The organism is Mangrovibacillus cuniculi (genome assembly GCF_015482585.1).
In the GTDB taxonomy this organism is placed as follows: Bacteria; Bacillota; Bacilli; order Bacillales; family R1DC41; genus Mangrovibacillus; species Mangrovibacillus cuniculi.
The window spans coordinates 1,483,318-1,505,178 of the sequence record NZ_CP049742.1 but is presented as its reverse complement, the minus strand read 5'-3'; the positions used below and the strand labels follow the sequence as shown (position 1 = coordinate 1,505,178).

The window sequence follows — 21,861 nt, the reverse complement described above, 5'->3', positions numbered from 1 at the left end:
AGCATAACAACTACTTTCCTCTATTTTAAATCAAGATATTCATAGTAAAATTATTCCTGCAACATTCATATAAAGGACTAGAGTCGAAATTTGTACTCTAGTTCTTTTGTTTTCGTCGTTTTTCTCTTTTTTTTATTCTATTTGAAGTTTGACAAATGGAAAGGTTTCTATAAAAAATTCTATATATAGTAATTTGTCGAAAAACTCATAACTATATATTGTGTTTATATCTTGTTTTGCCAACACAACATATGGTAAGGTATTGCTTGTAGATTAATAGAGTAGAGGGGTTGCTAGATTATGACAGTTGTCGAAAATCGTATTCAAACAGTAAATGTGGAAAAGTTAAACCAAGATATTGAGCAATTTCCACAAGTGTATCCAATTACAAAAGATATGAAGATTACGCATAGTGGAGTATCTCGTCTAGTTATGTTAGATCGTTATTCTTTTAAAGATACAGCGAAGACAACTTTATCCCCTGGTGATTTTGTCGTGTTAACAGTTAAAGATGATCCAAAATTTCCTGCTCGCGGAGTAGGTTTTGTGCAAGATATAAATTGGGATACGAGAACGGCGACTATCTGGATAGAAGAGGAGTATCGAGGAGCTCTGACTGGAGAACAGCAAGAATCAGGTATTATAGAGAAGTCAATTGATTCATTGGATAAACCGTTAGAAATTTATTACGAACAGATTGCTCTTCGTAATGCAACGGGTCTTTCTTCGGTTGAAAAATCAAATGAATTGCAAGAGAAGTGGAAAAAGAAGTTTTACGAAGAATTATCATCGATGAATTTTGTACCAGCTGGGAGAGTATTATACGGAGCAGGAGCACAGACAGATGTAACGTACTTCAACTGCTATGTCATGCCTTATGTGCAAGATTCTCGTGAAGGAATTTCTGAGCATCGTAAGCAAGTAATGGAAATTATGAGTCGTGGTGGTGGAGTTGGAACAAATGGTTCTACTTTAAGACCAAGAAACACTTTAGCTAGAGGCGTTAACGGTAAATCATCTGGTTCCGTTTCATGGTTAGATGATATTGCTAAATTAACTCATTTAGTAGAACAAGGTGGCTCCAGACGAGGAGCACAAATGATTATGCTTGCAGATTGGCATCCAGATATTATTGAATTTATTATTTCAAAAATGCAAAATCCTCGTATTTTACGATTCCTAATTGAAACAACGAACGATTCTTACATTCGTAAATTAGCAGAAGAAAAACTCTCGTTTACTCCATTAACACCAACGGAAAATGCAATGTACCAAGGTATTGCTAACTTTGCAAACGTACCTGGAAACGGTGGATTTGATCCAAAAGTGATACAGCATGCAGTGGAGAAACTACAAGACGGTGGAAGTTACACGGTACAGAATCCTGAATTTTTAACTGGTGCCAATATTTCTGTTTGTTTAACAGATGATTTTATGGAAGCTGTTGAAAAAGATAAAATGTATGAACTGCGTTTCCCTCATGTAGAAAATTATTCTAAAGAAGAAATGGAAATCTACAATAAGGAATGGCATGAAGTTGGAGACGTTCGAGAATGGGAAAAACGTGGACTTGCTGTTCGTACGTATCGATCCATTAAGGCGAAAGAGCTGTGGAATTTAATTAACATTTGTGCAACGTACTCTGCTGAGCCAGGAATCTTCTTCATTGATAATGCGAATGAAAAAACAAATGCTAAGAGCTACGGACAACATGTAGTAGCGACAAATCCTTGTGGTGAGCAACCTCTTGCGCCATACTCGGTTTGTAACTTAGCAGCTATAAACCTAGCGAATATGGTGGACAAAGGTGCAAAAGCAGTAGACTTAGAAAAGCTTAAATCTACTGTGCGTACAGGAGTGCGTATGCAAGATAATGTCATTGATGCTACTCCGTATTTCTTGGAGGAAAATAAGAAGCAAGCACTAGGTGAAAGACGTGTAGGCTTAGGCGTAATGGGTCTTGCAGATCTACTAATTTATTGTGAGCTAGAGTATGGGTCCCCGGAAGGTAACCGATTAGTAGATAAAGTTTTTGAAACAATTGCAGTTGCTGCATATGAAGCGTCGGTTGAACTGGCCAAGGAAAAAGGGAGCTTCCCGTTCTTAAATGGTGAATCGGAAGAGGAAGCGAAAATTATCCGTTCTCGCTTTATTGAATCTGGATTTATGAAGCAAATGCCAGAGTCTGTTCGTGAATCTATTTTAGAGCATGGTATTCGCAATTCTCACTTACTTACAGTCGCGCCGACTGGTTCGACAGGAACAATGGTGGGAGTAGCAACAGGTTTAGAACCGTACTTCTCTTTCTCTTATTTCCGTAGTGGAAGATTAGGCAAATTTATTGAAGTAAAAGCTGCCATAGCGAAAGAGTATATGGATAGACATCCAGAAGCAACAGAGCTTCCAGAGTGGTTTAAATCTGCTATGGAACTTTCGCCAGAAGCTCATGCGGATGTGCAATGTATTATCCAACGATGGATCGACAGCTCTATCTCTAAGACGGTGAATGCTCCAAAAGGCTATACAGTAGAGCAAGTACAAAAAGTATATGAGCGCTTGTATCAAGGTGGAGCAAAAGGTGGAACGGTGTATGTGGATGGAAGTCGTGATGCGCAAGTTCTTACGTTAAAAGCAGAAGATAATACGTTTGATGAAAGCAATGGTGTTAGTAATGTTGCTAGAAAACAAGTAGCGGCTGCAACGGAAGAAGTGGTGATTGGTTCCGAAGTTGGCGACACTTGTCCGGTGTGTCGTGAAGGGGAAGTAATGGAACTAGGTGGCTGCAATACTTGTAACAGTTGTGGTGCTCAGTTGAAGTGTGGATTGTAAGAAACTCATTAGATTAAACTTATATGACTAAATAAGGTAGTAAGATATAATCAGGAAGAAACCCCTTTGATTTTATTCGAAGGGGTTTTTTGTCAGGATAATTAGTTGTTTTAGAAAGATTTATATCATTTAACTAGTAACCTTACAACAACTGTAAGTATTCATCGGTATTATACTTATGTATGTTTATAGTATACAAACGATAAAAAGGAGCTAGTGAAATGAAAAATTATGAGAAATTATTAGAAGTCATACAAGTAGAAAAAACCTATGGTACAGGACAGACTGAGACCGAAGCATTAAAGGGAATAACGTTTGATGTATTTTCTGGAGAGTTTTTAGGGATTATGGGAGCAAGTGGATCAGGTAAGTCAACGTTACTTCATTGCATTGCTACGATGCAAAAGCCTACAAAAGGGAAGATATTACTTCAGGGGGTAGATATATCGTCATTCAAAAGTGCACAATTATCAAACTATAGAGGAAGTAAAATAGGGTATTTGTTTCAAGAGTTTGAATTAATAGATAACCTAACAGCAAAAGAAAACATTTTACTACCGTTAGCAATTCATGGAGAAGAAATAAAAAGCCGAGATAAAAAATTGGAAGAGTTAGCAGATCAGCTAGATATTTTAGATGTTTTACAAAAGTTTCCATCTCAACTGTCAGGAGGTCAAAAACAAAGGGTTGCAGCAGCCAGAGCGCTAATTGCTAATCCAAGTATTCTTTTAGCAGATGAACCAACAGGAGCACTTGATACTAAAAATGCCAAAAATCTTATGGAGAAATTATCTACAATTAATAGTAATGATGATACTACTGTTTTAATGGTAACACATGATGCTAATGCAGCAAGTTTTTGCTCTAGAATTTTATTTATTCAAGATGGTGTGTTGTTCCATGAAATGAGAAGAAGAGTACCAGGGGAGTCACAAAGTTCTTTTTATGAGCGTATTTTATCTGTTCTGGCACAGTTAGGTGGAGGTAGCAGCAATGTTCTTTAATTTTGTAAAGCGCAACAGCAATCATGCTAGAAAAGAGAATGGAGTCTACTTTAGTTCTCTAATTATTTCCATTATTGCTTTTTATGTTATTCTTTCTCTTGAAGAACAAGATGTGATGATCTACCTTAAGACCATAGAAAGTGACGCTGTGGGACGATTATTATTACTGATCCCTGTTCTCTATGGTGTTTCTCTATTTTTTGTGTTTTTTTTAGTATACTTTGCGAATAAATATCAAATTGAACTTCGTAGACATGAATTCGGATTATATCAAATGTTGGGGATGAAGAGAAGAAAGCTTTTCCTAATGTTAATGGGAGAAACATTTTGGAATGGGTTAATTGCTTTACTAATAGGTATCCCAATATCTTTATTTATAACAGAAATGATTAGTTTGGGTACCTCACGCGTTATTGGGATGGGCATTATAGGACATGAATTTCGTATTTCGTGGAAAGGGTTGTTTTTAACGATAATGGGTTTTATCTCTGTGCAGATGATGGCTGTGGCCATACATTGTATAAAGATAAGTAAAAAGGAACCTCTTGATCTATTAAGAATACAAAAAGAAGATAAACAAAAAATCCTATCTCCAGTAAAGAGCATGGTGAGTTTAGCTTCTGGTATTGCACTAACTTTTGGAGCAATATTCTTATGTATAGCCTATGGATTATCCATTTTATATCTTCGAGAGTTTGACTATAAAATATTTGCGTTGATACTTATTTTAGGAATAATTGGGACGTGTTCGTTGTTTAAAGGGTTGGGCAGCTTTATTGGTATGTGGATTAAAAGAAAGAGTAGTACTTCAAAGGGATTATTCGTATTTACAGGAAGACAACTCCAAGAAAATGTTGTTAGCCAGTGGACTTCTCTTTCGATTGCATCTTTATTGCTCTTAATGTCTATGGTTTGTCTTACATATGGATTAACCACCGTTTTTAGTTCTAATCATACATTGAATAGAACAGCGGATTTTACTTTTAGAGGCTCTGAGAATGTTATTGTAGATGCTTTAAATACGAAAGAAATTAATCCATATGTAGAACAATTTTACCCTATGCGAATCGCTAGCACATACTCGTCTGATAGTGAAAATCCTGATTCAACAGTTTCATGGTCGGGTTTGATGAATTCTATCAGAAAAGAAAGTGATTCTGATCAAAAAGATGTATTACTAAACAATTTTAATTTTCATGACACTCCATATATTATTTCTCTCTCCAGTTACAACGATTTATTACGTACCATTAAAATGCCAGAAATAAAATTAAAGGATAAGGAGATTGCCATGTATTCAGATGAAGATTGGTCTTATGCTCATCCTTTGTTGAGTAAAGTGCTAATGACTAATCCAACTATACATTTAAATGAGAACGAATACATTTTGCAATCCAAGCTATATACAAAAAACGTGGTTGCCGATAGAGCTATAACTTTATCATATGCATTAATAGTTCCGGATGAAGTTTTTGATTCTGTTGTAGATCATTCATATGAAACCACTCTATTCAATATGGTACTAACATCAAAGTTAGTGGATGAAAAAGGATTAATGCAATCAATGCATCAGGCAGAAAAGTTGTTGGATGCAACGAACCTCGAATACGATAGCTATTTGTCCAGCATGGGAAGAAATTTGTTCTATACCGTGGCTGGTAGTTATACAACCACTTATTTAGGTTTAATGTTTCTAATTATTGCAAACACCGTGTTAGGGATAGAATTTCTTATGCATCAAAAAAGTACCAATCACAGGTATTACACGCTAACTAAGTTAGGAGCAAGTGTTAAATCAATGTGTGTATCAGCTAGGATTCAAATTTGGTTATTCTTTGGATTAGTTATTATAGTTGCATTATGTAGCTCTATTTTTGGTGTCTGGTCTATGTTAGAGTCATTCCCCAAAAGGATAAATGTACAAAATGATACTAGCTTAATAATAGTTTTTATACTATTATTTTTAGCAATAGAAATAATGTATATTTGGATCATTCAACGCAAAAGCGATAAGGAAATCAAAAAGTTAATAGATATGAAATAGGGGTGAGTGAGTGGGTGGATAAGATAGTCATTGTAGAAGATGATGTACTTCTACGTGAAGAAATGCAAAATATATTAGAAAAACAAGGGTATGTTGTAGAATGTATTACGTCTTTTAATGATTCAGTAGATGATATTATCTCTGCCGCCCCATCCCTAATTATTTTAGACCTCAATTTACCCAATCTAAGTGGATTTGAAATTTGTCGAAGAGTGAAAGCAAAAGGAATAGGTCCAATAGTAGTATTAACTTCTCGCAATCAGTTAAATGATGAGTTGCATGCATTGGATTTAGGAGCAGATGATTATTTAACAAAACCCTGTCATCCAAGACGATTGATTGCAAGAGTGCAGAAGTTACTTACCATTTATTCTACTATCTCACCTATTTTAGATGCTGGAGACTTTAAGATAGAGGATTTATCCAATAGATTACTAGTTGGAAAAAAATCTATTATCCTATCTGATAATGAAGGAATAATAATGAAAGAGTTAGTCAAATCGTCTCCATCTATTGTGAACAAGGAAAAACTATTTCAGTTATTATGGGGGAGTAGCCAATTTGTAGACGAAAATATCCTACAAGTAAATATGACTAGGTTGAGAAAAACATTAGAAGAAGTCGGGTTGGCGCATAGGATAAAGACTAAAAGGGGAATTGGCTATTACTTAGAAGGAGATGATAGCCAATGAAATGGTTTAAATGGTTATCCTTTTCTTTAGAAGCGAAAATCTGGATGTTTGTTCTTTTGATAAATCAATTTTTCTTTAGCTTTCTTGCATGGTTAGCAAATCCAGAAACTTTTAATATTTTAGTTTTAAGTATGATTATGTTTTCTCTTTTTAGTTTATTGGTAGGTGCTTTATTGATAAACAATTATAAAAAAAAATATAATCAAGCATTCTATCAATTTTTACAAGAACCTTCTCGAGAAAAGGAGAAAGAATTAATAAAAGTTGGAGGGGAAAATTCTACAGAGCAAATTCACTTCCTAGCAGAAAAATTCCGCACGCTTCAAGATCAATTAAATCATATAACACTTCAGGCAAATGATTACGAACAATATATAGAAAGTTGGGTGCATGAAATAAAAGCTCCCATTTCTTTAATGACATTAGTTTTAGAAAACCGTAAAGATGAAATGTCTCATTTAGTATTTCAACGAATGGAAAATGCAAGGATTAGATTGAATGATGATGTAGAAAAGATACTGTTTTACTCAAGACTAAATGACTCACATGTGGATTACTTATTTCAAAAACTAGCTCTTGAAATTTGTTTAGAAGATGTGTTGATCGAGCTTCAAGAATTACTGAATGAAAAAGAAGTAAACGTCGTATTTAATTGGGAAGCTGCTCATGTGGTTTCTGATGAAAAAGCATTGAGATTTATATTTACCCAAGTTCTTCTAAATGCAATAAAGTACGTGAAGGAAGAAGTTAATAACACTATTTGGATACATACAGGTTACTCCGATGAAAGGAATCAATTTTATGCGCAAATAAAAGATAATGGGGTAGGACTGTTACAGTCAGATCTTCCATTTATTTTTGAAAAAGGGTTTACTGGCGATAATTCGGATAAGAAGCAATCAACTGGCATTGGTTTATTTTTGGTAAAGAGACTATGTAATGATTTAAATATTGACATAGAAGTTAACGCAGCTGCAGATCAGGGTTTTGAGATTCAGTTTTATTTTCCACATATTCATTGAACCTGCAATATATAAGAAATTATTTCGAACTAACTATAAAAATGAAACATCATAATCAGGTGAAAAGAGTGTGATTCGTTCACGCTCTTTTTTTCATGTTCTATAATTTCTTTTGCGTCCTTACATTTATAAAGAAGAAGTATAAAAAAGGGCGTGAATAGATGAAGATCGATGCCGTTTTTTCAGGTGGAGGGATTAGGGGTTTTGCATTAATAGGAGCTTATCAAGAACTATGTAATAGAGGCTATAAGATAGAAAGAGCAGCTGGGACTAGTGCGGGATCTATTATAGCGGCTTTAGCAATGGCAGGGTATACAGGAGAAGAGATGGTGGAATTGGTGCAAGAGTTGGATGTGAAAACCCTTTTACACAAACGTTGGAGTATTCTTCCATCGGGATTTACAAAATGGATATTATATTATTGGAAAATGGGATTATATAAAGGGGATAAGTTGGAAGAGTGGTTAGAAAAAAAATTAGCTGCGAAAGGAGTTTACACTTTTGCTGATGTTAAAAAAGGTTCTTTAAAGATTATTGCTTCCGATTTAACAAATGAACGAATTCTAGTTTTACCGGATGATTTAGAGGAATACGGAATTCCTTCTCAAACTTTTACAGTAGCTAGAGCTGTTCGAATGAGTTGCACCATCCCGTTCTTCTTTGAACCAGTAAAGCAACGATCACTGGATGGTGTTTCTTATATTGTTGATGGTGGAATATTAAGTAACTTACCAATGTGGGCATTTGATGAGGATGAAGGGAAAAAAGTCCGTCCGCTAATCGGAATTAATTTGAACTCTAAATTTATAGAAGATCATAAAAATAATATATCTAATGCGTTTGATTTATTTACCGCACTATTTGCAACAATGCGTGTTGCACACGATCATCGATATATTGAAAAAGAACATGTGAAAAATATCGTCTTTATCGAGGCGGACAATGTCATTGCTACGGACTTTGAAATTAATGATTTGCGTAAAGAATCTATGATAAAGCTTGGAAAAGAGCGTACGAAGGAATTTTTGAATAAATGGACGAGATGAGTTTTCAGAAAATAAAAACATATGACGTTTTTTCTGTTTGATAAGTTAATGTGATTAAAAGAGAAAAGAATAGATATTAAACGAAAAATGGCTATGTATGCGGATACATGGCTTTTTTTATATGTCTCTATACCTGTTATGATTACAATATTGCATACGGACCCGACCTTAATGAGACTTTGGGGTCATAAAAATTTATAGATTGAGGTGGATTTATGAGTCTTAGTGAAAAAATTAAATATGAGTGGTTTGGTAATGTTAGGGGGACATTATTTCTGGTATTTTAGTAGCCTTGGCGTTAATTCCAGAAGCGATTGCTTTTTCCATCATTGCAGAAGTTGATCCTATGGTTGGACTTTATGCTTCCTTTTGTATAGCAATTGTTATTGCATTTTTAGGTGGTAGACCTGGAATGATTTCGGCGGCTACTGGAGCAATGGCACTCGTTATGGTAACGCTTGTAAGAGATTACGGTTTGCAATACTTGCTAGCTGCAACCATTCTGACAGGTATAATTCAGTTAATTTTAGGTTACTTGAAAGTAGGTAATCTAATGAAATTTGTCCCACGTTCTGTTATGGTTGGATTTGTTAATGCGCTAGCCATTTTAATTTTTATGGCCCAATTAGTACATTTTGTAGGTATCAACAACACTACGTATATTTTTGTAGCTGCAACTTTAGCTATCATTTATATTCTACCTAGATTCACCAAGATACTTCCTTCGCCATTAGTAGCAATTGTTGTAATTACGGTCATTGCTGTTTTTGGCGGGTTTAATTCACTTAATACAGTGGGTGATTTAGGTACTATTACAAGTTCATTACCAAATTTCTTTATTCCAGATGTTCCGTTTACCCTTGAGACATTATTGATTATCCTTCCTTATTCTCTTTCATTAGCAATCGTTGGATTATTAGAGTCTTTACTAACATCTCAAATTGTAGATGATATGACAGATACCGAAAGTGATAAGAATAGAGAAAGTCGTGGCCAAGGTATTGCAAATGTAGTAACTGGATTTTTCGGTGGAATGGCTGGTTGTGCAATGATTGGTCAATCTGTTATTAATGTTAAGTCAGGTGGAAGAGGTAGACTTTCTACATTAGTTGCTGGTTTATTTTTAATTTTCCTAATCTTAGTGTTGGCGGATGTAGTATCACAAATTCCGATGGCTGCATTAGTTGGTGTAATGATTATGGTGTCTATTGGGACATTTGATTGGAAATCGTTAGTGAGCTTTAAGAAAGTACCGGTAACAGATTCCATTGTTATGGTCGTTACAGTTGTTACAGTAGTATTCACACATAATTTAGCTATCGGTGTATTTGCTGGTATACTACTAAGCGCGATTTTCTTCATGGTGAAAATCTCTAAAGTTCGTGTGGAATCGCAAGTTGTTCAAGGCACGAAAGTTTATAAGGTGTATGGACAATTATTCTTCGCATCTGTTACAGAATTTGTTAATGCGATTGATTTAAAAGAAGCAGGCCAAGAGGTAGTGCTTGATTTAACAAGTTCACATGTGTGGGATGATTCAGCGGTAGCTGCAATTGATAAAGTAGTATTAAAGTTACGAGAAGTAGGAACGGAAGTAACGATTAAAGGCATGAATGAAGCAAGTACTTCTCTAGTTGATAGATTAGCAGTTTATGATAAAGAAGGGGCCAGCTTGGGTAGTGGTCATTAATGGTAAAACTCTCGATGATTTTTGGTCATCGAGAGTTTTTTTGTTACGTGATCAGTAACAACTCATCGTTCGCGTCGTGATGTAGGTAGTTGTTTGATGAGTCTTCTTATTTATAGAGGTCATTATTAACTTTTAATTTACGAAGAAAGAGAAATCAGTGAACTGGAAGGGAGTAAGACCGATTTAAACACATCTGGAGGAACGAAAAAGCGATCGAGAAGAGAATAGAGGCGCGCTATACTCATCTGGGCGAACAAGTTAGAAACTGAGAAGAGAATAGAGGCGTTCTATACTCATCTGGTCGAGCAAGTTAGAGACTGAGAAGAGAATAGAGGCGTTCTATACTCATCTGGTCGAGCAAGTTAGAGAACGAGAAGAGAATAGAGGCGTTCTATACTCATCTGGTCGAGCAAGTTAGATACTGAGAAGAGAATAGAGGCGCTCTATACTCATCTGGTCAAGCAAGTTAGAGATTGAGAAGAGAATAGAATCTATTTTCACTTACTTCTTTGTCGTCTCTATGGGAACAAAATAACTCCACCTCTTAGTTTTTTGCATTTCATAACGCTTTTTTAGTATTCTCAACGCTATAGACGGTGATATTTCTTGGTTGCACCAGTTCACTATAATGCTAGTAGTTAATCTTTCAAAAGGAAATAACAGTTCAAATTCGTCAATAGTATGAAGAATACTTTCATCTAAAGAGTTTACATTTGAACAAGTCAAACACTTAATCATGCGATACTCCCTCTTAGTATTAAGCCCACCACACCTTAGACAACTGACGCCTTTCCTTAATTCCTCAAAGGTATACGTAGGCATTTCCCGAATCACACGTTCAGTAGTTTCTAATGATAAAATTTCCTTGGCCAATTCAAATTTGGTTGGCGGTAGAGGAGGGAGCTTCTTTGACAAACTTTGTAAATGATGGTTAATTTGAGTAGGTAGGATTATTCTCTTATTGATGGGTGCTTGCAGTAAAGTGAAGTTTGGATTTATGAACACAACATAGGGGTTGAAATCTACTCTAAGCTCATATTTTTGCAGCATTTGTTTGAAGAGTAATTCTGTTCTCGATAGTTGATTAAGTGGGTTGGAAATTTCATAACGCGGAAATTTAAATAATTTATTATCCTCCATAAAGTACTCTTGCTCCATATTTTTAATTTCATAAAGGTGAATGCCAAGCGCAGAGATAAGGAGTGAATCAATTTGAAAATAGTTGCTATCGTGACTAAAATGTAAATCGTTTAAAAATAAGCAATTGCCAAGAGAACCTTGGAAAACTTTATCGAATCGCCGTTCTCCTTCATAGCCTTTCTCTAGTGCCATAATCCTTCTTTTTAATTGTTCGTTCAACACGGTCCTCCGTTTTAACACTTTTAACAACTTTAATTCAAGGGGTTCCTCACGTTCTTTTTTCAATATCTACCACATCCTTTCCAGTTAATTTTACTGGAAAGGAATAATTCCCACCACTATTTAGTAGAAGGATGATAGTTCCCTTTCAAAAATAGTACCCCATAGAAAAAAAGCTGACAGAATGACAGCTTTTAAAAGTTTGCATTTCGTTGATTTTTCTTTTGTTTCTTTCCTTCAATTACGGTTAATTGAGCGGATGATTTTTTGCGTGGTATCTGCTTTTTAGACTTGGACAAACTTGCTGGCTGCGATGTGCGCTTTTTTAACCGCTTGCGTGATTGCTTTGCTGCTTTCACAAATAAGCGCTGATCCTTTGAACGATTTCCACCACTACCACTAAAGCGTAAGAAAAGATAGCCAATTACTGCAATGATGACTGCTGTAGTTAGTAAATTCATCATAAGACCAGTTGGATTCTCTATTAAGGCGTAAACTAAACCTACAATCGCAAAACCAACTAGTGTATAAAAGAATGCTTTTTGTTTGCTCAACGTCATCACCTCCTACTTAGAAGGATGTACCAAAGAAGGGTAAAATAAACATGTTTTTTGTCGTTTTAACAAGAAAATAAGCGTTCCTGCTAAAGGGTTTACACTAATTTTTCCTCAGTTGGTTTACCTGCTTTTTCTGTACGTAACAACTCTTCAAAAGAAGCAATAGCAACTTCTACTTGTTCGTTATCAGGTTCTTTTGTTGTCAGTAATTGCAACCATAAACCAGGGTAACCCAAGTATCGTAAAACGGGGATATCACGCAGTTTGTTTGTAAACTGCAAAACTTCAAAAGAGATCCCTAACACAACAGGAATTAATAGAATTCTACTACCGAATCTAATCAAGTGGTCATCTACTGGGATAAAGAAGTAAATACACATCCCTACTAATACAGTGAACAAGATAAAACTACTTCCACAACGATAATGTAGCCTGGATTGTGATTGAACATTTTCAACTGTTAACTGCTTGTTATTTTCATAGGCATTGATGACCTTATGTTCGGCACCGTGATATTGAAACACACGCTTAATCATTGGTGTTAATGATATTACATAAATGTATGCTAGCAGCAGCACTAATTTGAATACCGTTTCTAATAAAACTTGCCCAGTTACACCAGGTATTACTGGTAAGAAAAGACTTGCCGCAAATGCAGGGATTAAAGTGAACAAGAATTTACCGAATAAGAAAGATAAAACACCTATGGCAGCAACGCTTAACACCATTTTAGCTGTAGATCCGCTAGTATTCGTTTCCTCAACAACTTCTTCTTCACCAGGTGGCACTTCAAATCTTTCAGATGAAAAGTTTAAATGTTTTGTTCCAGTTGCACTTGCTTCAATAATGGCTACAACTCCACGAACAAAGGGAATCCTCTTTAATTTTTGCAAGAGTGGTTTCTTTTCTCTTGGTAGATGGAAATAGTCAAGCGATCCATCCGTCCTTCTTACAGCTGTTACAGTATGGTCTTTACCGCCGAACATTACCCCTTCAATAACAGCTTGACCACCATAGACAGGTTTACCTTCATTACTCATATACACAACTCCATGACGTAAAATAATTTGATTATTCTATCTTAAAATTATTATAAGTGTACTAAAAATCGGTAAAAATCTCTAGTGCAACTAACTATTATGCAATAAAACAGATTGGGTGGACATACTAAAGTCAAAGTCTTAAAGATAGGGTGAAGATAATGTCGGATAAAAAGAAACTTGATCAAAATCAACAAGAAAAACCAATGTCGCTTCAAGCTATGTCTCTTTTGACAGGGTTAATAGGAGGATTAGTATGGAGTGGGATCGGTTATATATTTTATTATTTTAATTTAACAAAGCTTTCTCCTAAGATTATTTTAGAACCGATTGCAGTAGGTGCTTGGAAAGATGGTTGGCTAGGTGTCGTCATTGCACTTACACTATATGGAATATTGGGAATGGGGCTTGGATTTTTTTATTATGCAGCACTTAAAAGATTTCGTTCTATTTATGTGGCTGTGGGATTTGGAGTTGCTTTATATGCTGTGGTGTTTGTAGTCCTACATCCATTGTTCCCTAGCATGCCTTCCATTCTAAAACTTGACTTAAACACGATGCTTACTAGTTTATGTTTATACATCTTGTTTGGAACATTTGTAGGATTCTCCATTTCCTATGAACAAAGTGAAATAGAAGACCACAAATCTCCAAGTAAGGCAGATCTCCAAGAAAGCTAAAAGATAAACGAGTTTCTATTCCTATTTCTCTCTTTATGCTACTATAAGAAGGAGAAGGTAGGTGAGGTAAAATGAGGATTGGCATATTAAATGGACCTAATTTAAATCGTTTAGGCACTCGAGAACCAGATACATATGGCAGCGAAACATTAGAAGATATTATCAATGGTTGTGTAACTTTTCTTGCTGCTAATGGGGGAACATTGCAACATGTTCAAACAAACCATGAAGGTGTTGCCATTGATACGATTCATCAATGGGGTGATGAATCGTTGGATGCAATCATTATCAATCCAGGTGCCTGGACTCACTATAGTTACGCCATTAGAGACGCTATTGCCTCCATCCAAGTTCCTGTTTTAGAAGTTCACCTATCTAATATTCATCAACGTGAGGCTTTTCGTCACCAATCTGTTACAGCTGCTGTTTGTGTAGGGCAAATTGCTGGCTTAGGTGCAGATGGGTACAAACTAGCTTTACAGTATTTTATAGATAAAATTAGAGGAGGAATGGAGAATGAAGGTCAATAGAATTCGTGACTCGTTTAAATCATTGGGAATTGAGGCAATCTTAGTTACAAGTACATATAATCGAAGGTACATGACTGGTTTTACAGGTAGTTCAGGTGTAGCTCTAATTACAGAAGAGGAAGCATTATTTATTACTGACTTCCGCTACACAGAACAAGCGAAGAAACAAGCAGAAGGGTTTACCGTTGTGGAACACAAAGGTACCATCCATGAAGAAGTAAGGTCACATTTAGAAAAGTATGGGGTGAAACGCCTTGGTTTTGAAAAAGACCATGTGACATTTTCTCAATATGAAACATACCGTGATCACCTAGGAGTGGAACTTGTACCTGTATCACAAGTTTTAGAAAACTTGCGCTTGATTAAGACTCCAGATGAGATTAAGATATTAAAGGAAGCAACCGACATTGCGGATGCAGCATTTAAGCATATTCTTGATTACATAAAACCTGGGGTAAAAGAGATTGACGTTTCCAATGAGCTTGAATTCTTTATGCGTAAAGCAGGTGCTACTTCCTCATCATTTGACATTATCGTTGCTTCTGGTCTTCGTTCTGCACTTCCTCATGGCGTAGCCTCAGAGAAAGTGATTGAATCAGAAGAGTTTGTGACACTAGATTTCGGGGCTTATTATAAAGGTTACTGTTCAGATATTACTCGAACGGTAGCGGTAGGTAATGTAAGTGATGAATTAAAGAACATCTATAACATTGTTTTAGAATCACAACTTCTATCAATGGAAAACATTAAACCTGGTTTGACTGGTAAGGAAGCGGATGCTATTGCGCGTGATTATATCACAGAAAAAGGCTATGGACCTGCTTTTGGTCATTCTTTAGGGCATGGAATCGGATTAGAAGTTCATGAAGGACCTGGACTACATAAACGATCCGACCTTAAATTAGAACCTAACATGGTTGTAACAGTTGAGCCAGGAATTTATGTAGCTGGATTAGGTGGCGTTCGAATTGAGGATGACACATTAATTACAGAAACAGGTAATGAGTCACTATCACATTCCACAAAAGAATTATTGATTCTGTAAGGTAAGTAGGAGGAAAAAAATGATTTCAGTAAATGATTTTCGTACAGGTTTAACAATTGAAGTAGATAACGGTATTTGGCGTGTAATGGATTTCCAACATGTTAAACCGGGAAAAGGAGCAGCCTTCGTTCGTTCAAAGCTACGTAACCTTCGTACTGGAGCAATCCAAGAGAAGACTTTCCGTGCTGGTGAGAAAGTTGGTAAAGCTCAAATTGACAACCGTCGCATGCAATATCTTTATGCAAATGGAGATATGCACGTATTCATGGATAATGAATCTTATGAGCAAATTGAACTTCCAAGCGGCCAAATCGAGTATGAATTAAAATATCTACTTGAAAATATGGAAGTATCTATCATGATGTATCAATCTGAAACATTAGGAGTAGAGCTACCAAATACAGTAAATCTTAAAGTTGCAGAAACAGATCCTGGTATCAAAGGTGATACTGCTTCTGGTGGATCTAAACCAGCAACTATGGAAACTGGTTTAGTAGTAAACGTTCCTTTCTTCGTAAATGAAGGAGATGTTTTAATTATAAATACTACTGATGGCTCTTACGTATCTCGTGCGTAATGAAACCTATAAGAAAACGATCTAGCGTATGCTAGGTCGTTTTTTTGCGCTTAAAAATTGTTAAAAGTGCACGTTCAAGAAGAGGTAACAAGAAAGTAGAACACACGATCTGAAAATAACGTGTGTTTAAGAATGAAGTATGAAAGGCTGGAGCACTTATTTATCACATTTCCAACAACAACACCCTCACTAAAGCAGTGGATTCTATCACACTCAGTCTCCACTCCCTTTTCTACTTTTCTTGTCATAATCTAGTAATGCACGCATATGCTCTAGTAAATTGCTGTTTCTAAAATCTATCTAAACAAATTGGACAAGTACCTTAGATATATTTGGAAAGGAGAGAATAAATGAAATTAATTACAAATTTTTTTCCTCAGTCTATTCTTTCTGCACTCTCTCCCTTATCGGAAAATCATTGGAGCCAATTGGAAGAAATTCGCCTTAGAATAAATCGACCAATAGTGATTCATCTTCATCAAACCACCATGACTCTTCCTTACACGGTAACAGCGGCAGATGCAGACCAATTGATGCAGCGTTTGGCCAAATTCTCTATCTATACGCTAGATGAAGAATTACGAAAAGGATATTTGACGATTGAAGGTGGCCATCGAGTAGGATTCGCAGGAAAAGTTATTTTAGAAAATGGCGAAGTAAAAGCAATTCGTAACGTATCTTCTTTTAACATCCGAATAGCTAGGGAAACAAAAGGAGTTAGTAACAAGCTCATCAATTATCTCCTGAAAGAAGACAAAACATGGATGCACACGATGATTATTGGCCCCCCTCAATCAGGGAAGACTACCCTTCTTCGTGATCTAGCACGCATCGTTTCTCTAGGTGACAAACATGCTGAAGTGCCGCCGATGAAAGTAGGAATAGTAGATGAGAGATCGGAAATAGCTGGCTCTGTGTCTGGAGTACCACAGTTATCCTTTGGTATAGAGGTAGATGTCTTGGATGCATGCCCAAAAGCAGAAGGTATGATGATGATGATCCGTTCGATGAGCCCGCGGGCATTAGTCATTGATGAAGTTGGGCGAACCGAAGATATTGACGCGATGGAAGAGGCAATGCATGCAGGAATAACGTTACTTTCGACAGTTCATGGAAATTCATATGAAGACATTAAGAAAAGACCTCAAATGAATAGACTTCTTAAAGCAGAAGCGTTTGAACGATACATTGTTGTTGGAAGAAATCCCTATCCTGGTGCTGTTCTTTCCATATTGGATAAGCAAGGTAAGCCGCTTAAACAAGAAATATATGCAAATAAAAAACTATCAATTGATCTCATAAATAGAGGGTGAACAATATGTTGAAGCTTGTTGGTGCAATATTAATCCTCTTATCGACTACTTGGGCAGGATTTGAATTCTCTAGATCTCTAAGTGAAAGACCTCGACAATTACGATGGGTAAAAAACGCTCTCCAAACGTTAGAAGCAGAAATAATGTTCGGACACACCCACTTAGACGTTGCAGCAAAAAGAATTTCCACACAAGTTCCAAAACCGATTGGATGGATATTTCATTGTTTCTCAGAGAATTTGCAAAGTGGCGATACTACCGTCAAAGAAGCGTGGAAATCGGGGTTAGACGAAGCATGGAAATTAACAGCTTTGAAGCAAAGAGAGTATGAAGTCCTTCTACAGTTTGGAGAAAACCTTGGAAAACATGATCGCTATACGCAACAAAATCAAATTATGCTTACATTGACTCATTTAGAGCAAGAGGAAGAAGAGGCCAGGGATCAGCAACAAAAATATGAAAAAATGGTGAAAAGTTTAGGTGTCTTATCAGGATTACTGTTAGTTGTTTTGTTGATGTAAAAAATTTGAAGATGAGCTTGCTATCTAGGAGATTGGGGAGATGGGAATGGAAGTAGAATTAATCTTTAAAATAGCTGGTATTGGTTTATTAGTTGCATTTTTAAGCACAGTGTTAGAACAAATGGGGAAAAAAGAATACTCTCAATGGATTACATTAGCTGGATTTCTATATATTTTGTTTTCAGTAGCAGGAGTTGTTAATCAACTATTCGACAAAATAAAGTCGGTGTTTTTGTTTACCAGTTAAAAGGAGGGACAGGCTTTTGAGTATTCTCAATATCGTTGGAGTAGCATTAATTGCCACCTTCTTAGCAATCATCATTAAAGAACAGAAGCCTACTTTTGCACTACTTCTCGTCTTATTTGTTGGAGCAAGTATTTTTTTGTTTTTGATGGATCAGATTAGTGCAGTAATTCACATGATTGAACGAATTGCAGTGAATGCAAATGTAAATTTGATTTACGTAGAAACGATTTTAAAAATCATTGGGATAGCATATATCGCAGAATTTGCAGCTCATATTACTAGAGATGCTGGACAAGGAGCAATTGCTGCAAAAGTGGAACTAGCTGCGAAAATTCTCATTTTGACAATGGCTATCCCAATTCTAACCATTATCATTGAAACAGTTCTGACAATGGTACCAAAAGCAACTGGTATGTGAAAGGAGCCTCGTCATGGTAAGTCGCAGGATACCTATTATTTTATTTACTTTATTCCTACTATTCTTTCTACCACTAACAGCAGATGCAAATGACACAACCTCTGCCGCGGATTCCAGTCAAGCTGTGCAAGATGTTTGGATACAAGAACAAGTAGAAAAGTTACGATTAGATGAACTCTCCACTTATTGGGATGAAATCATTACTGATTATGGTGGTTTTCTCCCAGAAAGTCAGAAGGGTAGTTTAATTGATTTTATCTCAGGAGAGAAGAAATTTTCTCTGGATCAATGGTTTAACGGCTTACTTAGATTCGCTTTCCATGAGTTCCTCATGAATGGGAAGTTACTTGGAACGCTAATTATGCTAACGATATTTAGTATGTTTTTGCAATCTCTTCAAAACGCTTTTGAGAATGGAACGATAAGCAAGATAGCCTACGCAATTGTTTTTATCGTCCTAATGATTATTGCACTTAATAGTTTTTATATTGCTATTGAATATACAAAAGATGCCATTACATCCATGATGGGCTTTATCCTTGCCCTCCTCCCTCTTGTGTTAGCATTAATAGCTTCCTCTGGTGGTCTAATATCAGCAGCTTTTTTTCATCCAATCCTAGTTTTCCTTATGAACACAAGCGGTTTGTTAATTCAACATGTAGTTTTACCACTGTTATTTATGGCTGTTCTTTTAAGTATTGTGAGTATATTGTCAGAGCATCACAAAGTGACACAATTAGCCAGTTTGTTTCGAACATGGAGTATCACGTTACTAGGGATTTTTATGACTGTATTTTTAGGAGTAGTATCGGTACAGGGGGCAACAGCAGCTGTTACAGACGGAATTACCATTCGGACGGCTAAATTTGTTACGGGTAACTTCATTCCTGTTATCGGTAGAATGTTCACTGATGCAGCAGATACTGTAATTACAGCATCTGTGTTGTTAAAGAACACAGTGGGGATTGCAGGGGTTGCGATTGTTTTGTTAATAGCTGCTTTTCCAGCAATAAAGATATTGATGATTGCGCTTGCTTACAAATTAGCAGCTGCCTTATTACAGCCATTAGGTGGGGGTCCTATCATAGGTTGTTTAGATGTTATTAGCAAAAATATCATTTATGTGTTTGCTGCTTTAGCAATCGTTTCTTTTATGTTTTTCTTAAGCTTAACAGTCATGATTGCAGCTGGAAACATCACCATGATGGTCAGGTAGGAGGCTAGTGTATGGAGTGGCTATCAAGTTGGGTAACAAATATTATTGTTTTTATTTTACTTACTGTAATTTTAGATCTCGTTTTGCCTAGTTCAAATTTAAAAAAGTATACAAAAATGGTCACGGGGTTATTGTTAATTTCAATCATTCTTTCTCCTATCCTCTCTTTTTTAAATAGTAATCCAGAAGATTGGGACTTAAATCTTCCAATGGAACAGAGTGAAGAAATAAAAAATTCCATAGAAGAGCAAAAAAAAGAAATACAAGCGTCAAGTCGTGCATATATGTTAGAACAGATGGCTGTCCAATTAACTTCCGCTGCTAGTGAGAAACTGTTAGATCAACATTCGTTGAAAATAACAGATATACAGGTACTAGCAGAAGATGTTAATCCGTTAACTGTCGAACATATTGAATCTATCGCTGTAACGTTAGTTCATGACGATGCTCAGGTACACGAAGAAAATTCTGTACAAGATGTTGAGAATGTCATGGAAGTCTCTGTTCAAATCTCTGAAGAAAAAGAAAAAATTCAAGAAGATACGAATAAATGGGACAAGGTACAGCATATGTTAGCAGAGATATGGGGAACAGACCCATCGCTTGTATTGGTAAAGGTAGAAGGAGGGATGGAACAAGCTCATGAGGGAACGTAGAGGGCCACTAGATTGGCTGAAAGAAAAACTATTCGTAGCAAAAGATGGACAAGAAGATGAAATCAAAAAAAAGCCAAACTTATTCCACTATGTCATCTTGGTCGCTGTTGTGGGGATTGGATTTATGCTCCTGCAAGATTTAATATCTCCAAAAACAGCAGTTCCTGTGGAAGGACAGCCAGAGGAAACATCCGAAGAACCAGTAGAAACATTTAGTTCCAAATCCGAAAAAGGCACTATTCCAACTAGTGATTTTGAAGCGTATTACGAAGATCAATTAACGGATGCGCTCCAGGATGTCACAGGTATTGGGGAAGTAAAAGTTGTCGTAAATGTCGATGCGTCTGAGAAAATTGTTTATGAAAAGAATAAGAGTCATCAGACTCAAATAACCAAAGAAACAGACAAGCAAGGTGGGAATCGAACGATTGAAGACAAAACTACTGATGAACAAATTGTTATCATTCGTAACGGTGAGTCCGAGCAACCTATTGTAATAGAAACGAAGATGCCAAAAATTAGAGGTGTCCTAGTAGTTGCAGAAGGTGCTGATAATATACAGGTGAAAAAATGGATCATCGAATCAGTTACAAGCGCTTTAGATGTACCAATTCACCGAGTTGCAGTAATGCCTAAAAAATCAAAAGGGGATGAATCATAATGTTAGTGAAAAAACAAACAGTCTGGTTATTAACGATGTTAAGTCTAGTGGCGGTACTATCAATCTATTACGTAACAGCACCTCCTGGTAATACTGGTGGAGATCTTGCATTAGTAGCACAAGAAGAAGGACAAGAAGGTACGGAAAAAGGAACAAAAACTGAAGGTGAGCAAGAAGAACAGCATGAAGAAAGTGATGAAACATCTGCTGATACAACAGAAACAAGTGGTAATGTAGTAACAACTGAACTAGATGAAGAGTTTGAAACTGCTCGTCTTGCAATGGATATGGAGCGTAGCCGTTTAATCGAAGAGTTAGAGACAAAAGTCGGCTCTGCAAACGAATTTAGTGCAGATGAAATCAATTCTGCTTACGAAGAAATCGCAACAATTCGTGAAACAATGTCCCAAGAAGATGTGTTAGAGCAATTAATCGTTTCTATGGGATTTGGTGTAACAGATGCGCTAGTAATGGCTGATGGTCCAAACGTACGTGTAACAGTAAAATCTTCTGAAGAGCATAATAAAACGTTAGCAAATTCAGTAATGCAGTTAGTAAATGAGCAAATGGATGGTCACCAAGTAGTAGCGGTAGTGTTCCAGCCGGATGCGGAATAAAGAAAAACGAACAGTTTTGCATTAGAAGCTAGACAGGTCAAATTTGTCACTGGTTTCTTCTCTAATCCCTAGGATGGAGAGAAGAAGCCTCATCTAA

At 36.3% G+C, this 21,861-nt stretch carries 21 protein-coding genes and 1 pseudogene; 19 read left to right on the top strand and 3 right to left on the bottom strand.

Going from position 1 to position 21,861, the window contains the following annotated elements:
• Positions 1–300: 300 nt before the first annotated feature.
• The 7 genes and pseudogenes from G8O30_RS07680 to G8O30_RS07650 all read left to right on the top strand — a co-directional run bounded on the left by G8O30_RS07680 (position 301) and on the right by G8O30_RS07650 (position 10,327).
• Positions 301–2,829 carry a vitamin B12-dependent ribonucleotide reductase gene (locus G8O30_RS07680; RefSeq protein ID WP_239674383.1) on the top strand — a complete coding sequence of 843 codons (2,529 nt, stop codon included), beginning with the start codon at positions 301–303 and terminating at the stop codon, positions 2,827–2,829.
• A gap of 221 nt (positions 2,830–3,050) precedes the next feature.
• A complete protein-coding gene (locus tag G8O30_RS07675) occupies positions 3,051–3,833 on the top strand; it encodes an ABC transporter ATP-binding protein (protein WP_239674382.1) in 783 nt (260 codons plus the stop codon).
• Positions 3,823–5,877 (top strand): FtsX-like permease family protein, encoded by a 2,055-nt coding sequence (locus G8O30_RS07670; RefSeq protein WP_239674381.1) that lies wholly within the window; start codon positions 3,823–3,825, stop codon positions 5,875–5,877. The genes G8O30_RS07675 and G8O30_RS07670 overlap by 11 nt, the downstream gene beginning before the upstream one ends.
• Positions 5,878–5,891: 14 nt before the next feature.
• The gene (locus G8O30_RS07665) at positions 5,892–6,569 is read left to right on the top strand and encodes a response regulator transcription factor (RefSeq protein WP_239674380.1); all 678 of its coding nucleotides are present in this window, start codon (positions 5,892–5,894) and stop codon (positions 6,567–6,569) included.
• Entirely contained in the window at positions 6,566–7,591 is a 1,026-nt protein-coding gene (locus G8O30_RS07660) for a sensor histidine kinase (protein ID WP_239674379.1), read from the top strand. Before G8O30_RS07665 ends, G8O30_RS07660 begins: the two co-directional genes overlap by 4 nt.
• A 161-nt stretch (positions 7,592–7,752) precedes the next feature.
• A complete protein-coding gene (locus G8O30_RS07655; protein ID WP_239674378.1) occupies positions 7,753–8,637 on the top strand; it encodes a patatin-like phospholipase family protein in 885 nt (294 codons plus the stop codon).
• 215 nt (positions 8,638–8,852) lie between these two features.
• Positions 8,853–10,327, top strand: a pseudogene (locus G8O30_RS07650) (SulP family inorganic anion transporter).
• Positions 10,328–10,828: 501 nt separating this feature from the next.
• On the opposite strand, the gene G8O30_RS07645 reads toward G8O30_RS07650, so the two are convergent.
• The 3 genes from G8O30_RS07645 to G8O30_RS07635 all read right to left on the bottom strand — a co-directional run bounded on the left by G8O30_RS07645 (position 10,829) and on the right by G8O30_RS07635 (position 13,283).
• The gene (locus tag G8O30_RS07645) at positions 10,829–11,752 is read right to left on the bottom strand and encodes a nuclease-related domain-containing protein (RefSeq protein WP_239674377.1); all 924 of its coding nucleotides are present in this window, start codon (positions 11,750–11,752) and stop codon (positions 10,829–10,831) included.
• 128 nt (positions 11,753–11,880) lie between these two features.
• Positions 11,881–12,240, bottom strand: a complete 360-nt coding sequence (locus tag G8O30_RS16100; protein WP_275576533.1) for an SA1362 family protein — start codon at positions 12,238–12,240, stop codon at positions 11,881–11,883.
• Positions 12,241–12,338: 98 nt separating this feature from the next.
• A complete protein-coding gene (locus tag G8O30_RS07635; protein ID WP_239674376.1) occupies positions 12,339–13,283 on the bottom strand; it encodes a DUF1385 domain-containing protein in 945 nt (314 codons plus the stop codon).
• A 161-nt stretch (positions 13,284–13,444) separates the two neighbouring features.
• Here G8O30_RS07635 and G8O30_RS07630 point away from each other — a divergent pair, with 161 nt between their 5' ends.
• From G8O30_RS07630 to G8O30_RS07575, 12 genes are all read left to right on the top strand, one after another.
• Positions 13,445–13,963: a YqhR family membrane protein gene (locus G8O30_RS07630; protein WP_239674375.1), complete on the top strand. Its 519-nt coding sequence runs from the start codon at positions 13,445–13,447 to the stop codon at positions 13,961–13,963.
• A 71-nt stretch (positions 13,964–14,034) separates the two neighbouring features.
• Positions 14,035–14,493, top strand: a complete 459-nt coding sequence (aroQ, locus tag G8O30_RS07625) for a type II 3-dehydroquinate dehydratase (protein ID WP_239674374.1) — start codon at positions 14,035–14,037, stop codon at positions 14,491–14,493.
• Entirely contained in the window at positions 14,480–15,538 is a 1,059-nt protein-coding gene (locus G8O30_RS07620; protein ID WP_239674373.1) for a M24 family metallopeptidase, read from the top strand. Before aroQ ends, G8O30_RS07620 begins: the two co-directional genes overlap by 14 nt.
• A 19-nt stretch (positions 15,539–15,557) precedes the next feature.
• Positions 15,558–16,115: an elongation factor P gene (efp, locus tag G8O30_RS07615; protein ID WP_239674372.1), complete on the top strand. Its 558-nt coding sequence runs from the start codon at positions 15,558–15,560 to the stop codon at positions 16,113–16,115.
• A 350-nt stretch (positions 16,116–16,465) separates the two neighbouring features.
• Positions 16,466–17,428, top strand: a complete 963-nt coding sequence (gene spoIIIAA / locus G8O30_RS07610; RefSeq protein ID WP_239674371.1) for a stage III sporulation protein AA — start codon at positions 16,466–16,468, stop codon at positions 17,426–17,428.
• A 5-nt stretch (positions 17,429–17,433) separates the two neighbouring features.
• Positions 17,434–17,949, top strand: a complete 516-nt coding sequence (spoIIIAB, locus tag G8O30_RS07605; protein ID WP_239674370.1) for a stage III sporulation protein SpoIIIAB — start codon at positions 17,434–17,436, stop codon at positions 17,947–17,949.
• Between the two features lie 40 nt (positions 17,950–17,989).
• The gene (gene spoIIIAC / locus G8O30_RS07600) at positions 17,990–18,196 is read left to right on the top strand and encodes a stage III sporulation protein AC (protein WP_239674369.1); all 207 of its coding nucleotides are present in this window, start codon (positions 17,990–17,992) and stop codon (positions 18,194–18,196) included.
• 16 nt (positions 18,197–18,212) lie between these two features.
• Entirely contained in the window at positions 18,213–18,614 is a 402-nt protein-coding gene (gene spoIIIAD / locus G8O30_RS07595; protein WP_275576532.1) for a stage III sporulation protein AD, read from the top strand.
• Between the two features lie 13 nt (positions 18,615–18,627).
• The gene (gene spoIIIAE, locus G8O30_RS07590; protein WP_239674368.1) at positions 18,628–19,830 is read left to right on the top strand and encodes a stage III sporulation protein AE; all 1,203 of its coding nucleotides are present in this window, start codon (positions 18,628–18,630) and stop codon (positions 19,828–19,830) included.
• Positions 19,831–19,841: 11 nt separating this feature from the next.
• On the top strand, positions 19,842–20,486 hold the full coding sequence (spoIIIAF, locus tag G8O30_RS07585) for a stage III sporulation protein AF (protein WP_239674367.1): 645 nt from the start codon (positions 19,842–19,844) through the stop codon (positions 20,484–20,486).
• Complete coding sequence (gene spoIIIAG / locus G8O30_RS07580) at positions 20,473–21,147, top strand: stage III sporulation protein AG (RefSeq protein WP_239674366.1); 675 nt, start codon at positions 20,473–20,475, stop codon at positions 21,145–21,147. The genes spoIIIAF and spoIIIAG overlap by 14 nt, the downstream gene beginning before the upstream one ends.
• A complete protein-coding gene (locus G8O30_RS07575) occupies positions 21,147–21,764 on the top strand; it encodes a SpoIIIAH-like family protein (RefSeq protein WP_239674365.1) in 618 nt (205 codons plus the stop codon). Before spoIIIAG ends, G8O30_RS07575 begins: the two co-directional genes overlap by 1 nt.
• Positions 21,765–21,861: the final 97 nt, after the last annotated feature.

Coding starts and splice junctions, on each gene's coding strand:
- G8O30_RS07680 (WP_239674383.1), top strand. CDS start 301: ATGACAGTTGTCGAAAATCGTATTCAAACAGTAAATGTGGAAAAGTTA.
- G8O30_RS07675 (WP_239674382.1), top strand. CDS start 3,051: ATGAAAAATTATGAGAAATTATTAGAAGTCATACAAGTAGAAAAAACC.
- G8O30_RS07670 (WP_239674381.1), top strand. CDS start 3,823: ATGTTCTTTAATTTTGTAAAGCGCAACAGCAATCATGCTAGAAAAGAG.
- G8O30_RS07660 (WP_239674379.1), top strand. CDS start 6,566: ATGAAATGGTTTAAATGGTTATCCTTTTCTTTAGAAGCGAAAATCTGG.
- G8O30_RS07655 (WP_239674378.1), top strand. CDS start 7,753: ATGAAGATCGATGCCGTTTTTTCAGGTGGAGGGATTAGGGGTTTTGCA.
- G8O30_RS07635 (WP_239674376.1), bottom strand. CDS start 13,283: ATGAGTAATGAAGGTAAACCTGTCTATGGTGGTCAAGCTGTTATTGAA.
- G8O30_RS07630 (WP_239674375.1), top strand. CDS start 13,445: ATGTCGGATAAAAAGAAACTTGATCAAAATCAACAAGAAAAACCAATG.
- aroQ (WP_239674374.1), top strand. CDS start 14,035: ATGAGGATTGGCATATTAAATGGACCTAATTTAAATCGTTTAGGCACT.
- G8O30_RS07620 (WP_239674373.1), top strand. CDS start 14,480: ATGAAGGTCAATAGAATTCGTGACTCGTTTAAATCATTGGGAATTGAG.
- efp (WP_239674372.1), top strand. CDS start 15,558: ATGATTTCAGTAAATGATTTTCGTACAGGTTTAACAATTGAAGTAGAT.
- spoIIIAA (WP_239674371.1), top strand. CDS start 16,466: ATGAAATTAATTACAAATTTTTTTCCTCAGTCTATTCTTTCTGCACTC.
- spoIIIAB (WP_239674370.1), top strand. CDS start 17,434: ATGTTGAAGCTTGTTGGTGCAATATTAATCCTCTTATCGACTACTTGG.
- spoIIIAC (WP_239674369.1), top strand. CDS start 17,990: ATGGGAATGGAAGTAGAATTAATCTTTAAAATAGCTGGTATTGGTTTA.
- spoIIIAE (WP_239674368.1), top strand. CDS start 18,628: ATGGTAAGTCGCAGGATACCTATTATTTTATTTACTTTATTCCTACTA.
- spoIIIAF (WP_239674367.1), top strand. CDS start 19,842: ATGGAGTGGCTATCAAGTTGGGTAACAAATATTATTGTTTTTATTTTA.
- spoIIIAG (WP_239674366.1), top strand. CDS start 20,473: ATGAGGGAACGTAGAGGGCCACTAGATTGGCTGAAAGAAAAACTATTC.
- G8O30_RS07575 (WP_239674365.1), top strand. CDS start 21,147: ATGTTAGTGAAAAAACAAACAGTCTGGTTATTAACGATGTTAAGTCTA.